The organism is Nocardia sp. NPDC055165, assembly GCF_053606985.1.
Genome location: NZ_JBSGSS010000003.1, coordinates 299,642 through 314,087 on the forward strand (window position 1 = coordinate 299,642; position 14,446 = coordinate 314,087).

At 68.3% G+C, this 14,446-nt stretch carries 13 protein-coding genes; 4 read left to right on the forward strand and 9 right to left on the reverse strand.

What is annotated here, in order from left to right; genetic code table 11:
- Positions 1-35 precede the first annotated feature (35 nt).
- From pgl to tkt, 5 genes are read right to left on the reverse strand one after another with little or no spacing between them, the layout of a single operon-like run.
- Positions 36-821, reverse strand: a complete 786-nt coding sequence (gene pgl, locus ACWFRF_RS08160; protein WP_387442966.1) for a 6-phosphogluconolactonase — start codon at positions 819-821, stop codon at positions 36-38.
- Positions 814-1,722, reverse strand: a complete 909-nt coding sequence (gene opcA, locus ACWFRF_RS08165; protein WP_452449500.1) for a glucose-6-phosphate dehydrogenase assembly protein OpcA — start codon at positions 1,720-1,722, stop codon at positions 814-816. The genes pgl and opcA overlap by 8 nt, the downstream gene beginning before the upstream one ends.
- Positions 1,719-3,290: a glucose-6-phosphate dehydrogenase gene (gene zwf, locus ACWFRF_RS08170; RefSeq protein ID WP_378989096.1), complete on the reverse strand. Its 1,572-nt coding sequence runs from the start codon at positions 3,288-3,290 to the stop codon at positions 1,719-1,721. Before zwf ends, opcA begins: the two co-directional genes overlap by 4 nt.
- A 4-nt stretch (positions 3,291-3,294) precedes the next feature.
- Complete coding sequence (gene tal / locus ACWFRF_RS08175) at positions 3,295-4,428, reverse strand: transaldolase (RefSeq protein ID WP_378627090.1); 1,134 nt, start codon at positions 4,426-4,428, stop codon at positions 3,295-3,297.
- Positions 4,429-4,432: 4 nt separating this feature from the next.
- Complete coding sequence (gene tkt, locus ACWFRF_RS08180; RefSeq protein WP_452449289.1) at positions 4,433-6,574, reverse strand: transketolase; 2,142 nt, start codon at positions 6,572-6,574, stop codon at positions 4,433-4,435.
- A gap of 502 nt (positions 6,575-7,076) precedes the next feature.
- Between tkt and ACWFRF_RS08185 the strand changes: the two genes are divergently transcribed.
- Positions 7,077-8,012 carry a heme o synthase gene (locus ACWFRF_RS08185; protein ID WP_379313955.1) on the forward strand — a complete coding sequence of 312 codons (936 nt, stop codon included), beginning with the start codon at positions 7,077-7,079 and terminating at the stop codon, positions 8,010-8,012.
- A 104-nt stretch (positions 8,013-8,116) separates the two neighbouring features.
- On the opposite strand, the gene ACWFRF_RS08190 is transcribed toward ACWFRF_RS08185, so the two are convergent.
- Positions 8,117-9,631, reverse strand: a complete 1,515-nt coding sequence (locus ACWFRF_RS08190; protein ID WP_452449290.1) for an FAD-dependent monooxygenase — start codon at positions 9,629-9,631, stop codon at positions 8,117-8,119.
- Positions 9,632-9,726: 95 nt separating this feature from the next.
- On the opposite strand from ACWFRF_RS08190, the gene ACWFRF_RS08195 reads away from it, so the two are divergent.
- On the forward strand, positions 9,727-10,329 hold the full coding sequence (locus tag ACWFRF_RS08195) for a TetR/AcrR family transcriptional regulator (protein ID WP_378656032.1): 603 nt from the start codon (positions 9,727-9,729) through the stop codon (positions 10,327-10,329).
- Here ACWFRF_RS08195 and ACWFRF_RS08200 read toward each other — a convergent pair.
- Positions 10,326-10,916, reverse strand: coding sequence for a TetR/AcrR family transcriptional regulator (locus ACWFRF_RS08200; protein ID WP_452449291.1), 591 nt, complete (start codon positions 10,914-10,916; stop codon positions 10,326-10,328). The two genes, ACWFRF_RS08195 and ACWFRF_RS08200, sit on opposite strands and share 4 nt — an antisense overlap.
- Positions 10,917-11,005: 89 nt before the next feature.
- On the opposite strand from ACWFRF_RS08200, the gene ACWFRF_RS08205 reads away from it, so the two are divergent.
- Positions 11,006-11,893, forward strand: a complete 888-nt coding sequence (locus ACWFRF_RS08205; RefSeq protein WP_452449292.1) for an oxidoreductase — start codon at positions 11,006-11,008, stop codon at positions 11,891-11,893.
- 14 nt (positions 11,894-11,907) lie between these two features.
- On the opposite strand, the gene ACWFRF_RS08210 is transcribed toward ACWFRF_RS08205, so the two are convergent.
- A complete protein-coding gene (locus tag ACWFRF_RS08210) occupies positions 11,908-12,873 on the reverse strand; it encodes a quinone oxidoreductase family protein (RefSeq protein ID WP_452449293.1) in 966 nt (321 codons plus the stop codon).
- A 76-nt stretch (positions 12,874-12,949) separates the two neighbouring features.
- On the opposite strand from ACWFRF_RS08210, the gene ACWFRF_RS08215 reads away from it, so the two are divergent.
- On the forward strand, positions 12,950-13,315 hold the full coding sequence (locus tag ACWFRF_RS08215) for a hypothetical protein (RefSeq protein WP_378989102.1): 366 nt from the start codon (positions 12,950-12,952) through the stop codon (positions 13,313-13,315).
- Between the two features lie 95 nt (positions 13,316-13,410).
- On the opposite strand, the gene ACWFRF_RS08220 is transcribed toward ACWFRF_RS08215, so the two are convergent.
- Positions 13,411-14,382, reverse strand: coding sequence for a COX15/CtaA family protein (locus ACWFRF_RS08220; RefSeq protein ID WP_378989103.1), 972 nt, complete (start codon positions 14,380-14,382; stop codon positions 13,411-13,413).
- Positions 14,383-14,446 lie beyond the last annotated feature (64 nt).

The window sequence follows — 14,446 nt, forward strand, 5'->3', positions numbered from 1 at the left end:
AGGCCCGATCATCGGGCCCGGGCTTCGTCAGTGGCTTATTCGTCGTCGAGCAGCAAGCCTGTTGCGGCGGCCTCATCGATCACCCAGGTGGTCGATTCGATGCCGACCGCGCCGGCTGACGGGATGTCGTCGGGGGAGGCGCCGTTGACGGCGGCAGCCACTGCGGCGGCCTTGCCTTCGCCGCTGACCACGAGCATCACGTGGCGGGAGCGGTGGATCGCGGGCAGGGTCATGGTGACTCTGGTCGGCGGGGGTTTCGGGCAGTTGTGCACGGCGACAACGTAATCCGTGGTTTCCTGCACTGCGGGTGAGTGCGGGAACAGGGAGTCGATGTGGCCTTCGGGCCCCATGCCGAGGACCGTGAGGTCGAACTCGCCGCGTTCGTCGAGTTCGGTGTGCACGACCTGGGCGTAGGCGGCCGCGGCTTCCTCCGGGGTGCTGTAGGGACCGTCGGAGGGGCCGATCGGGAACACATGCGCCGGGTTCAGCGCGACGAAGTCCAGCAGCGCCTCGCGGGCCTGGAGTTCATTGCGGTCCTTGTCGCCCGCGGGGACGAAACGCTCGTCGCCCCAGTAGACATAGAGGGCGGACCAGTCGATGTCGCCGGGGGCCTGGCGGACGCGTTGGAGCAGGCGGATGCCGTCGCTGCCGCCGGTGAGCGAGACCGAGGCGTGGCCGCGTTCGGCCTGGGCGGAGACGATCACGTCGACGAAGCGTTCGGCGGCCGCGTCGGCGAGCAACTCGGCGTCGTCGTGGATCTCGATCGTGTTGGCGGGGAATTCGGCACCGAGGTCGTCGTGCACGTCTATGTGGTCACTCATAGGTCACCTTCTCGATTCCGGCGAGCGCCTCGGCGTAGATCTCGTCGGCGTCGAGCCGGCGCAGTTCTTCGGCGAGGCAATCGCGAGTTTCCCGGCGTGCCAGCGCGATCCGCTGGTCGGGTTCGCCGGTGCGGGTCAGCGTGGCCGTCCTTCCTAGTTGCGGGCGTTCGATGGCGATCGAATCGGTGGCGCGCTGGATTTCCACCTTCAGCTCCCCGGTCTTGCGGATCACCGGGCAGTGCAGACGCGAGGCCAGCCAACCGGCCAGGGTGTCGAGCGCGGGTTCGGAGGCCAGGCCCGACACGGTCACCGAGGTGACCGGTTCGAACGGCGGCTCGTCCAGCGCCGCGGCCAGCAGCGCCCGCCAGTAGGTGATGCGGCTCCACGCCAGATCGGTATCACCGGTGGCGTAGGAGAAGCGGCGCTTCTTGATCGCGGCCTGCGGATCGCGGGCGTAGGTGGCGTCGGTGATGCGGCGCTTGGCCAGCTTGCCCACCGAGTCCATCGACGGGTACTCCGGCGCGCCACGCGGCCACCACGCCACCACGGGGGTGTCGGGCAGCAGGAACGGGGTGACGACGCTGCTCTCGTGGTTCACCAGCGCGCCCTGCAGGCGCAGCACGATCACCTCGGCCGCACCGGCGTCGCCACCGACGCGGATCTGGGCGTCGAGGCGGGTTTCAGCGTCGCGGTCGCCACGCGCCAATACGATGACCCGGCACGGATGTTCGCGGCTGGCGTCGTTGGCGGCGTCGATAGCGTCCTCGGCCTCCGAGGAGTCCAGGGTGCACACCACCAGGGTGAGCACCCGGCCCTGGGTGATCACGCCGTTGGTCTCGCGTAACTGGACCATCCGCTTACCGACATCGACGGTGTTGGTGTCGGGCATGTCGACGATCACGGACGCCGCCATTCCCGCCCGCTGCGCGCGAGCATCTCATCGGCCGAGCTGGGACCCCAGGTCCCGGCCTCGTAGGGTTCGGGTTTGCCGCCCGCGGCCCAGTGCGCGAGCACGGGATCGAGGATGCGCCAGGACAATTCGACCTCCGCATTGACCGGGAACAGCGACGGCACGCCGAGCAGCACGTCGAGGATTAGCCGTTCGTAGGCTTCGGGGGAGGACTCGGTGAACGCCTCGCCGTAGCTGAAGTCCATGTTCACATCGCGCACTTCCATGCCGGAGCCGGGGACCTTGGAGCCGAAGCGCAAGGTGATGCCCTCGTCCGGCTGCACCCGGATGACCAGGGCGTTCTGACCGAGCTCCTCGGTCATGGTCTGGTCGAAGGGCAGGTGCGGCGCCCGCTTGAACACCACCGCGATCTCGGTCACCCGGCGGCCCAGGCGTTTTCCGGTGCGCAGATAGAACGGCACACCCGCCCAGCGCCGGTTCTCCACGTGCAGGGTGAGCGCGGCGTAGGTCTCGGTCCGTGACTGCGGATCGAAGCCCTCCTCCTGATGCAGGCCGACGACGTGTTCGCTGCCCTGCCAGCCTTCGGTGTACTGCCCGCGCGCGGTCGTCTCGTCCAGCGGCGCAACGAGTTTGGTGGCCGAGAGGGCCTTGATCTTCTCGGTGGTGAGCTGCATCGGCTCGAAGGAGGTCGGCTCCTCCATCGCGGTCAGCGCGAGCAACTGCAACAGGTGGTTCTGGATGACGTCACGCGCGGCGCCGATCCCGTCGTAATAGCCTGCGCGACCACCCAATCCGATGTCCTCGGCCATGGTGATCTGCACGCTGTCGACATAGTTGGCGTTCCAGATCGGCTCGAACAACTCGTTGGCGAAACGCAGCGCCAGGATGTTCTGGACCGTTTCCTTGCCGAGGTAGTGGTCGATGCGGAAGACCTGCTCTTCCGGGAAAACCCGGTTGACCAGGGCGTTGAGTTCCTTGGCGCTGGTCAGGTCGTGGCCGAACGGCTTCTCGATCACCACGCGCCGCCACGGGGTGTACCCGTCTGGGTCCGGCTTGGCCTGAGCCAGGTGGTGCTCGGAGAGCTGATCGAGGACCACGGGGAACATGTTCGGCGGAATCGACAGGTAGAAAGCGTAATTGCCGCCGGTGCCGCGGGTTTCGTCGAGATCGCGCAACGTGTCGGCGAGCGTCGCGAAGGCCGCGTCGTCGTCGAAACTGCCCTGCACGAAGCGCAGCCCCTCCGCCAGATGGTCCCAGACCTCCTGGCGGAAAGGGGTGCGCGCGTGCTTCTTCACGGCCTCGAGTACCACCGAGGCGAAATCTTCGTCGGCGTAGTTGCGCCGGGCGAAGCCGACCAGGGCGAAACCAGGGGGCAACAGCCCCTGGTTCGCCAGGTCATAGATGGCCGGCATCAGCTTCTTGCGGGACAGATCTCCGGTGACACCGAAGATCACCATGCTGCACGGGCCCGCGATGAAGGGGACCCGTTTGTCGCGTTCGTCGCGCAGCGGGTTGTGCCACAGCCCCGCCGCCTGATCCGTCGATGCTGTGCCGGCCATCGTGCTAGTTGCCCTCCGCCGCGATGTCGAGCTGGCCGGTGGTGGCCTCGATCAGCTCGCCCCACGCGCTCTCGAACTTCTCGACGCCTTCGCGCTCGAGCAGCGCGAACACATCGTCGAGATCGATACCCACCGCTGCCAGATCGGCGAAGACCTGAGCGCCCTCGGCGCCACGGCCGCTGAGCGTGTCGCCCAGCACCTCACCGTGATCGGCGAACGCCTGCAGCGTCTTCTCCGGCAGCGTGTTGACCGTGTTCGGGCCGACGAGTTCGGTGACGTAGAGGGTGTCGGGGTAATCCGGGTTCTTCACCCCGGTCGACGCCCACAGCGGCCGCTGCCGGTTGCCGCCCTGTGCGGCCAGGTGGTTGTAGGTGGAGGTGTGCGCGCCACCGTCGAACACGTCCTGGTACTCGGCGTACGCCAGACGCGCGTTGGCCACACCGGCCTTGCCACGCAGGGCGAGGGCCTCCGGGGTGCCGATCGCCTCGAGGCGCTTGTCGATCTCGGTGTCCACGCGGGAGACGAAGAACGATGCCACCGAGTGGATCTTGGCCAGGTCGTGGCCACCGATCTTGGCGTTGCGCAGACCGTCGAGGTAGGCGCCCATCACCGCGCGGTAGCGCGGCACCGAGAAGATCAGCGTCACGTTCACGCTGATGCCCTCGGTGATCACCGAGGTGATGGCGGGCAGACCGGCCTCGGTGGCCGGGATCTTGATGAACAGGTTCTTGCGGTCGACGATCTTCCACAGCTCGATCGCCTGGGCGACGGTCTTGTCGGCGTCGAAGGCGAACCGGGGATCGACCTCGATCGACACCCGCCCGTCCACGCCGCCGGTCGCCTCGAACACCGGCGCGAGCACGTCGCAGGCGGCGCGCACATCGTCGGTGGTCATCGTGCGGATCGCCGCGTCGGCGTCGGCGCCTTGGGCCGCAAGGTCTTTCAGCTGCGCGTCGTAGGCGTGGCCCACGCTCATCGCAGCCTGGAAGATGCTCGGGTTGGTGGTGACACCGACGACGCTGCGGGTCGCGACCAGGTCGGCGAGATTGCCGGACTGGATGCGTTCGCGCGAGAGATCGTCGAGCCACACCGAGACGCCCGCGGCCGAGAGCGCGGCGAGATTCTCGTTCTGTGCCATGGTCTTACCCCTTCACCTTGTCGGTGGAACGCAGTGCCGCGCGGACGACGGCATCGGGGGTGATACCGAATTCGCGGTACAGAGTCTTGTAATCGGCCGACGCGCCGAAGTGGTCGATGCCGACGACCTCACCCGCGTCACCGACGAATCGGTGCCACGGCATCGCGATACCGGCCTCGACCGCGACCCTGGCCCGCACCGACGGGGGCAGCACCTCGTCGCGGTATCCCTGATCCTGCACGTCGAACCACTCCACACACGGCATCGAGACCACGCGGGTCGGGATGCCCTGCTCTTCCAGCGTAGTGCGCGCGGCGACCGCGAGGTGGACCTCGGAGCCGGTGCCGATGAGGATCACTTCCGGTGTGCCGGTGGACGCCTCGACCAACACGTAGCCGCCCTTCTTGACACCCTCGTAGCTGGTGCCCTCCAGGGTCGGCACATCCTGACGGGTGAGTGCCAGCGCGGACGGACCGTCCTGCTGCGGCGACTCGTACACCGGGAAGTGCGAGGTGTGCTCGTCGGAGTCACGCTCGAGCACGGTGCGCCAGGCGTGGACGGTCTCGTTGGCGTCCGCGGGGCGAACGACGTTGAGGCCGGGGATGGCGCGCAGCGCTGCCAGGTGCTCGACCGGCTGGTGGGTCGGGCCGTCCTCGCCGAGGCCGATGGAGTCGTGGGTCCACACGTAGATGGCGGGCACCCGCATCAGTGCGGCCAGGCGGACAGCCGGGCGCATGTAGTCGCTGAACACGAGGAAGGTGCCGCCGTAGGGACGGGTCGGGCCGTGCAGCGCGATGCCGTTGAGGATCGAGCCCATCGCGTGCTCACGGATGCCGAAGTGCAGGGTGCGCCCGTAGGGGTTGGCCTTCCACGCGCCGGTGGAGATCGACTCGGGCCCGAAGCTCGCCTGGCCGGGCATCGTGGTGTTGTTGGACTCGGCCAGGTCGGCCGAACCGCCCCACAGCTCGGGCAGCTCGTCGGCGACCGCGGCGAGGAACTTGCCCGACGCCTTGCGGGTGGCCATGCCCTTGGGATCGACCTCGAAGCTCGGCAGCGCCTCGGTCCAGCCCTTGGGCAGCGACCGGGTCTGCAGACGATCGAAGAGTTCCTTGTTCGACGGGTTGGCCTCGGCCCACTGGTCGAAGCCCTGCTGCCACTCGGCCTGTGCCTCGGCGCCGCGGGCCAGTGCCTTGCGGGTGTGCTCGATGACAGCCGGGGCGACCTCGAAGGACTTCTCCGGGTCGAAGCCGAGCGCCTTCTTCACCGCGGCGACCTCGTCGGGGCCGAGCGCGGCGCCGTGCGCGCCACCGGTGTTCATCTTGTTCGGGGCAGGGAAGCCGATGATGGTGCGCAGGATGATGATCGAGGGCTTGCTGGTCTCGGCCTTCGCCGCGGCCAGCGCCTTCTCGATGGCCACCACGTCTTCGCCGCCCTCGACGATCTGCACCTGCCAGCCGTAGGCCTCGTACCGCTTGGCCACGTCTTCGGTGAAGGCGATGTCGGTGTCGTCCTCGATGGAGATCTCGTTGTCGTCGTAGATCACCACGAGGTTGCCCAGCTGCTGGGTGCCCGCGATCGAGGAAGCCTCCGCGGTGACGCCCTCCTGCAGGTCGCCGTCGGAGGCGATGGTGTAGATGAAGTGGTCGAACGGGCTGGTGCCCTCGGGGGCGTCCGGATCGAACAGCCCGCGTTCACGCCGCGCGGCCATCGCCATGCCGACCGCCGAGGCCAGACCCTGACCCAGCGGGCCGGTGGTGATCTCGACGCCGTCGGTGTGGCGGAACTCGGGGTGGCCCGGGGTGAGCGAGCCCCACTGGCGCAGCTGCTCGAGGTCGGTCAGCTCCAGTCCGAAACCGGCCAGGTAGAGCTCGATGTAGAGGGTGAGGCTGGAATGCCCACAGGACAGCACGAACCGGTCGCGACCGACCCAGCGCGGCTCCGCGGGGTTGTGGCGCATCGTGCGCTGGAACAGGGTGTAGGCCACCGGCGCGAGGCTCATCGCGGTACCGGGGTGCCCGTTGCCCGCCTTCTGCACGGCGTCGGCAGCGAGTACCCGGGCGGTGTCGACGGCCAAGGTGTCGAGGTCCGTCCAGTCGCTGGGGTAGTTCCGCTGAGTGAGGGCGCGAATGTCGTCTGTGACTGGCACGACCGTGGTTCTCCTGACCTAGGTTTCGTCGACGGCGATAGCTTGGCAGCGGCGATGATGTTCGACAGCGGGTCGCACGCGGCCGGGATGCGTACCGATGTACAGGAATACCCTAGTGGTGCTGCTACAGCGGTTGGCGCGAACCCTGGCGTTGAGTCTAGTTCGGATCGCACTGAGTCGGCGGTGTGCGGTGTAGACCATCGCCGCCGCGTGGGCCGAGCCCGTCGCGATGCCGTTCACCTGCGCGTCGACGCGGGTTCACCGCCGCGTGGGCCCGGGATGCGGGCTCGTGGGGCGGAGTGACCGCGCCCACGGTGGCGGGGGTCTGGCGCGGAGCGGCAGGTGAGTGGGTCTACCATCCTCTGTAGTAGTGGCCGCGCCGCAGCCGCGCGCTGCTCGTTCCATTACCGGATGCGAAGCGAAGCACAGCGTGCGAGGAGAAACAGTGCGGATCGGTCACGAGCCGGGTAGTAGCGGTGCGCACGGAACTTCGTCGACGGCGCTGGCCGACCGCCTCGCGGGCGACAGTCTCGCCGCGCGGATTGTGCGTAAGCCCCTTGCCTACATCGCGCTCACCAAACCACGCGTCATCGAGCTGCTGCTCGTTGCCACCATTCCGACGATGTTGCTGGCCGACCGCGGCACGGTGGACATCCGGCTGATCCTGGTCACCCTGTTCGGTGGCTGGATGGGCGCCGCCAGTGCCAACACTCTCAACTGTGTGGCCGACGCCGATATCGACAAGGTGATGAAGCGGACCGCGCGCCGCCCGCTGGCCCGCGAGGCGGTGCCCACCTCGCACGCGTTCGTCTTCGGTGTCGTGCTCGGCGCGATCTCCTTCGCCTGGCTGTGGTGGCAGGCCAACCTGCTCAGCGGGTTGCTGGTCGTCGCGACGATCCTGTTCTACGTTTTCGTCTACACCAAGGGCCTCAAGCGCCGGACCTCGCAGAACGTGGTGTGGGGCGGCGCGGCCGGCTGCATGCCCGCGCTGGTGGGCTGGTCGGCGGTGACCGGCGATATCGGCTGGCCCGCGGTGGTGCTGTTCGCGGTGATCTTCTTCTGGACGCCGCCGCACACCTGGGCGCTGGCCATGCGCTACAAGGAGGACTACCGCGCGGCCGGCGTGCCGATGCTGCCGGTGGTCGCGACCGAGCAGGTGGTGACCAAGCAGATCGTGATCTACACCTGGTTGACGGTGCTCGCGACGATGGCGTTGGTGCCCGCGACCGGTGTCATCTACGCGGCGGTCGCCCTGGTGGCCGGTGCCTGGTTCCTGCTGATGGCGCATCAGCTCTACGCCGGGGTGCGCCGTGGCGAGTCGGTGAAGCCGCTGAAGCTGTTCCTGCAGTCGAACAACTACCTCGCGGTGGTGTTCTGTGGTCTGGCCGTCGACTCGGTGCTCGGGTGGGACACGATCGGTAGCCTCGTCGGGCTGTAAGGCATTCTCGAACAGTGGCCGGGCAGCGATGCCCGGCCACTGTTATGTCCGGACCTGGTCTGGTAGCGGCCTCGCCGGATCAGGGGAGTGGACGACCCCGGAGCTCACCAGCGATGGGCGAGGTGGCCGTCGGGTCGGATCAGGATGGCGGTGCCCGCCGTCGCCGAAAAGGCGGTGAAGGCGTGTCCGTCGGTGTCGACAAGTGTCACAGACGCCGGTCGGGCGGATGACTCGGACGGGGCGTCGACGCGGCGTATCTCGACCGTGAGAACGCCGGATCCGTCGATCGGTGTCGCTGGAGAGTCGGATGTGGCCTTCGCGCCTGCCGCGAAGGCGGGGAGCTCGATGTCGAGTGAGTCGTTGGTCGGGGCGAAGCGGAGCAGGGTTGCGTGGGGGCCTCGGAAGACGTCGAACAGGCGGATCGGGCGGCCGGTTTCGTCGTGCAGTGTGGCGTCCGGCGCGCGGTCGCCCGCCACGAGGGGGCCGTCGTCGGCGGAGCAGCGATAGGTGATGGCGAGCTGGCGGGTTTCGGGGCCGCGGTGCATCGCGTCCTCGTCGCCGTCGACGAGTTTGTCGAGGAGTTCGGTGCTCAGGCCGAGAATCCGGGCCGCGACCGTGCGACGTTCGGGTTCGTAGGTGTCGAGCGGGGCCGGGACGCCACCGAGGGCAGCGGCCAGTTTCCAGCCCAGGTTGTAGGCATCCTGAACGCCGGTGTTCAGGCCTTGGCCGCCGGTGGGCGGATGGACGTGGGCGGCATCGCCCGCGAGGAACACCCGGCCGTCGCGGAAGCGTTCGGCGAGTCGAATATTGGGGCGCCACACCGTGATCCAGGACAGATCGTGCAGCACCAGGCCTGTCTCGGGGCCGTGGCGGTCGGCGAGATCCTGCAGGGTGGCCAGATCGGGGAAGCGGTCGTCGGTCAGCGGGGCGGCGAACTGAAAGCGCCGCGCGCCCGGTAGCGGGGACAGGGCGAACCCGGTCATCGGCTGGTCGGCCGCGGCGGCGAACCAATAGCCGTACTCGTGGTCGAGGGAGTCGGCGCGGACATCGCCGAGCAGCATCTTGATCGACTCGTCGGTGCTGCCCTCGAACGCGATCCCGAGGCGCTTGCGCACCGTGCTCGCGCCACCGTCGGCACCGACCAGATAGCTCGCGCGCACCGTCTCCGATGTGTCGCCGCGTTGCAGCGTCGCGGTGACGCCGGCGTCGTCCTGGGTGAATTCGACCAGCGCCGTGGCGAATTCGACCGTCACCCCGAGCTCGGCGAGCCGCGCCCGCAGGATCGCCTCGGTGTCGGACTGGCCGAGCACCCAGGTGTTCGGATACGGCACATCCGGGGTCGGCTCGACCAGCTCGGCCATGCGGCGCTCGCCGACGAAGGTCCCCGCGAAGTAGGCGCGCATCACCGGGACCTCGCGCCCGGCGGCCAGTACCGCGTCGATGACGCCGAGGTCGTCGAACACCTCCAGGGTGCGCGGTTGGATGCCGTCGCCGCGCGACCCCTGGAACGGCGAATCGGCCCGGTCGACGAGCCGGACGTCCACGCCGCGCCGTGCGAGGTCGAGGGCGAGGGTGAGACCGGTCGGGCCCGCGCCCGCGATGAGTACCTGTTCTGACATGGAAATGCCTCCTGCGACAAGAACTGAACCGATATTCAGTGAATATGAATTCAGTTTCAGTGTTGGTACCGTGCTTGTCAAGGAGGTGATGTCCGGTGGTGGGCAGCAGGCGCGAGAAATCCGCGGAGACCGAGCAGGCGCTCAAGGACGCCGCCCGGCAGGTCTTCGCTGAACACGGCTACCTGAACGCGAAGATCACCGACATCACCACCGCCGCGGGCCGCGCGGCCGGCTCGTTCTACAACCACTTCGCGAGCAAAGAGGAACTGCTGCAAGCACTTCTGCGCGATATGGCGGTGGCAAGCGACGAGCGAGCGGCCGACCCGGAGCACAACGGCGACTTCACCGACCCGGCGGCGGTCCGCTACCACGTGCGCGGCTACTGGACCTTCGCCCGCGAACACGCCTCGGTCCTGCGCGCGATGGGCCAGGCGGCGCAGGTCAGCCCGGATTTCGCCCGGATCATCGCGGGCTTCGGTGCCGAACAACGCACCGACATCGCCGACCACGTAGCGGACTTCCCGGAACGGGGGCTACGCCTGCCGGGAACGGTCGATGCCAGCCTGGCGATGATGTTCGCCGCGGTCGACGGAATGTTGCGCATGGTCGAAGACGGCTCGGTGACCCTCACCGACGAGGAGGCGATCGAGTCGATCACCCGTTTCGTCTACCGCGGTCTGACCGGCCGCGACTATTAGCTGCGCGCCGAGTTCCGAACTCCGGGGGCCGGGTTCGGTGTGAGTGCTCGGCGAGCCAGCGTCAACCAGCGCGACTGCTCCACCTCGGACATGGCGTCGGTCGGCGCGGTGGACAGCAAGAGGACCACGTCGTCCGCGGTGACGTCCGGGTAGAGCGAATCGTTGCGGTGCGCGGCGGCGACCAGCTGCTCGACGGCGGCACGCCCGCGCGCCTGGATCTCGCGGAGTGAGTCCTCGGCCACCCCGGCGACGGCGAATCGGAGCAGGCGTTCCTGCCGCATGTCGATCATCACGTGGCGCAGTAGTGCGATCACCTCGTCGATGGCCGAGCTGGTCCCGTCCTCGGCTCTGGCGAGCGCCGAGTTCAGCGACCGGTCGATGCCCTCGGCCAGATCGGCCACGATGCTCGCGATCAGATCCTGCTTGGTCGGGAAGTGCCGATACAGCGTGCCGGTGGCGACACCCGCTGCCGTGGCGATCTCGTCCATGCCGATGCCCGGCCCTTCGCGGATGACGAGTTCGCGTGCGGCGGCGGCGATCGCCTCGCGATTGCGCCGCGCGTCCGCGCGCAGGGGTCGGTCGGTCATCTCGGTGCCATCCTTCTCGAGTGCCTTGCCAATAACATGAACGACTGGTTCACTGTAATGTGAATGCATCGTTCATGTTAGGAGCCGTCATGAAGTGGTCCGAAGCCGACATCCCCGACCTGGCCAGGCGAATCGCGGTCGTCACCGGCGCCAATACCGGACTCGGCTTCGAAACCGCACGAGCCCTCGCCGCGCGAGGCGCCACCGTGGTGCTCGCCTGTCGCGATTCCGGTAAGGCGGCCGACGCTGCTGAGCGCATCGCGAGACGGGCACCCGGAGCGAAGGTCGACACGGTTGCTCTCGACCTGGCGTCTCTCGCGTCGGTCCGTGCCGCGTCCGAGACGGTGCGCAGCCGCTACGACCGCGTCGATCTGCTGATCAACAATGCCGGTGTCACCGGGCTGTCCGGCACGACCGAGGACGGATTCGAGAGCCAGTTCGGGATCAACCATCTCGGCCACTTCGCGCTCACCGGACTGCTGCTGGATCACCTCGTCGCAGCCGAGGCCGGGCGGGTGGTGACCGTCAGCAGCATCGGCCACCGCTTCGGGCGAATCGATCTCGACGACCCTGCGAGGTCGGCTGGAAATGCTTATGCCGTATCGAAATTGGCGAATCTGCTGTTCACCTATGAGCTCGATCGCCGGCTCGCGGGAACGTCGGCCTGCGCACTGGCCGCTCATCCCGGCGGCGCGAGCACCGAGGTGTTCCGGTACTCCCCGGCGGTCTTCCGTCTGCCGAATCTCGCCGTCGCCCGCCTGTTCGGGCGCACCCCCGCCATGGGGGCGCTCCCGACTCTGCGTGCCGCGACCGATCCGGCCGCGCAGAGGAGTGAATACTACGGACCCTCAGGACTTTTCGAGATCGGCGGCTATCCGGGGCGGGTGCGCTCCAGCTCTCGCTCGATGGACCGCGAGAGCGCTCGGCGACTCTGGGAAGCTTCCCAGGAACTGACCGGTGTCCGCTTCCTCGGGTGAGTGGACAGTCGGGGCTACGGCAGCAGCACGATCGAGCCGGTGGTCTTGCGCGCCGCGAGATCGCGGTGAGCCTGGGCCGCGTCGGCCAGCGGATAGGTGGCGCCGATGCGGAGATTCAGGGTTCCCGCGGCGATCCAGTCGAAGACATCGGTGGCACGCCACAGGAATTCGGTGCGATCGCGGGTATAGGCGCCCAGGGACGGGCGGGTCAGCCAGAGCGAACCGGCGGGGTTGAGGCGTTGCGGGTCGAAGGGCGGGACCGCGCCGCTGGCCGCGCCGAACAGGGCGAGGGTGCCGCGGATTCGGAGGGCGGCCAGGCTCGCTTCGAAGGTGCTGGCCCCGACACCGTCGTAGACCGCGGCTACGCCGATGCCGTCGGTGAGGTCGCGGACGCGGGCGGCCAGGTCGTCACCGTAGCGCAGGACGTCGGTGGCACCCGCTTCGCGGGACAGCTTTTCCTTGGCGTCGGTGGAGACCGTGGTGATGACCCGGGCGCCCTTCGCGACGGCCATCTGAGTGAGCAGCAGACCGACTCCGCCCGCGCCCGCGTGGATGAGAACCGGGTCGCCGGGTTCGGGCGAGAACACCGATTCGGTGAGGTAATGGGCGGTCATGCCCTGCAGGAGGGCGGCGGCCGCCACGGCCGGTTCGACGTCGTCGGGCACCTTCACCGCCACGGCCTCGTCGACGGCGACCAGGTCCGCGTAGCTGCCGGGCGCCGACGCCCAAGCGACGCGGTCACCGACGGCGAACTCGGTGACATCCGAACCGATCGCCACCACGCTGCCCGTGCCCTCGGAGCCGGGGATGTAGGGCGTCGCCTGCGGATACTGGCCCGTGCGGAAGTAGATGTCGATGTAGTTGACGCCCACACCCTGGGTCTCGACCAGCAGCTGACCGGGCCCGGCCTGCGGGTCTGTCAGTTCGACGTACTGCAGGACCTCGGGACCACCGTGCTCGGAAACCTGAATCGCGCGCATGAGTCCTCTTTCTACACCCCGTGTTCCAGGCCACTCGAGGCTGGACTGGAAACTACCTGCCGGTAAACTGCGGTTCATGAGTACAACCGCCGCCCCCGAGGCCGTGAAGGTGCCGGCCGAGGTCGAGAAGTCCATCGTGAAGTTCCTCGCCCAGCACGGTGGTTCGGGAACGGCCGTGCTGCAGTACATCGGCAAGCAGGGCGTGCGGATCACCCTGGTCGGCGCCGACGGCATCCTCGGCGACCGGGTGGTCGGCGACATGGCGACCGCGAAGGCGCTCGTGGAGCGCGTCGACGGCCTCGCCGAGACCGACGAGTGGAGCCGCGAGCTGGGCTCGATCGTCACCCCCGCTCCATCGCACTGGGCCAAGATGGCCGGCTGGGTCGCCCATCAGACCAAATTCCCGAAGGCGCGCAACTGGAAGTTGTTCGCGGGCGCCTGATCTCCGCGCCGTACCACGAGCATCGAACGGCCCGCGATCGAATACTCGATCGCGGGCCGTTCTCGTTGTGTCGTGGGTTGTTTCGGCGCGCTCGGTCAGTGCACGGAAGCCTGCGCCACCGCGGGAGCGTCGACCTTTTCCCGCGTTCGCAGCGACGCCCACAGTGCGGCGGTCGCTGCGGTGCACGCCGCTGCCCCGCCGACGTGGATGGCGACGAGCGCGGCGGGCACATCGGTGAAGTACTGCACGACGCCGACCAGCCCCTGGGCGAGGACGATCGCGAGCAGGACGAACAGCCGCTTGCGGATCGCGGGGGTGATCCCTACGGCGAAGAGCCCGAACGTGAGTCCGATGAGCAGCGCGAGATATCCGATCATCAACTGCGAATGCAGGTGCACCAGGGTGACGATCTCGACTTCCAGTCGCTCGACCTGCCGCTCGATGCTCTTGTCGCCGGCATGGGGCCCGGCCGCGGTGACCAGCGTGCCCGCGATCAGCACACCCGCGAGTGCCACGCCGGACAGCGCGGTGAGCCAGCGCAGGGGAGCGGGTACCTGGACGGTCTCGATGCCGTCGTCGGGTTCGCAGATCTTCGCGTACAGCACCACCGCCAGCCAGACCATCACCATCGAGACGAGAAGGTGCACGGCGACGGTCCACCACAGCAAGCCGGTGCGCACGGTGATACCGCCGATGATCGCCTGCACGACCGTGCCGCCGGGCATCAGCCAGGCATAGGTCAGGACTTCCCTGCGCCGCCGTGCCCGGATGACGGCCAGCACGATCAGCCCGGCGCACAGCGTCACCGCGAAGGTGAGCAGCCGGTTGCCGAACTCCACGGTCTGGTGCAGGACGGGCACCTCCGATACCCCGATGGGGGTGAAGCTGCCGGGGAAGCACTGCGGCCAGGTCGGGCAGCCGAGGCCGGAGGCGGTGACGCGCACGATCGCGCCGGTTACCGAGATTCCCGCCTGGCTCAGGATCACCGCGATGGCGATGAGCCGCTGCACCCGCAGCGAGGGGAGCGGCAGCCGGTCGACGAGGCCAACGAAGGCGCGATACAGCACGTCAGGAATGGTACCGGCCAGGATTTCGACGCTGATACCAGGGCTACTACAGTGCGTCGTTGGT

What these genes read in the sequence shown, in the direction of transcription:
- ACWFRF_RS08215 (WP_378989102.1), top strand. Translation starts at nt 12,950, where the DNA reads ATGAGTACAACCGCCGCCCCCGAGGCCGTGAAGGTGCCGGCCGAGGTC.
- tal (WP_378627090.1), bottom strand. Translation starts at nt 4,428, where the DNA reads ATGGCACAGAACGAGAATCTCGCCGCGCTCTCGGCCGCGGGCGTCTCG.
- pgl (WP_387442966.1), bottom strand. Translation starts at nt 821, where the DNA reads ATGAGTGACCACATAGACGTGCACGACGACCTCGGTGCCGAATTCCCC.
- ACWFRF_RS08190 (WP_452449290.1), bottom strand. Translation starts at nt 9,631, where the DNA reads ATGTCAGAACAGGTACTCATCGCGGGCGCGGGCCCGACCGGTCTCACC.
- ACWFRF_RS08205 (WP_452449292.1), top strand. Translation starts at nt 11,006, where the DNA reads ATGAAGTGGTCCGAAGCCGACATCCCCGACCTGGCCAGGCGAATCGCG.
- ACWFRF_RS08200 (WP_452449291.1), bottom strand. Translation starts at nt 10,916, where the DNA reads ATGACCGACCGACCCCTGCGCGCGGACGCGCGGCGCAATCGCGAGGCG.
- ACWFRF_RS08210 (WP_452449293.1), bottom strand. Translation starts at nt 12,873, where the DNA reads ATGCGCGCGATTCAGGTTTCCGAGCACGGTGGTCCCGAGGTCCTGCAG.
- zwf (WP_378989096.1), bottom strand. Translation starts at nt 3,290, where the DNA reads ATGGCCGGCACAGCATCGACGGATCAGGCGGCGGGGCTGTGGCACAAC.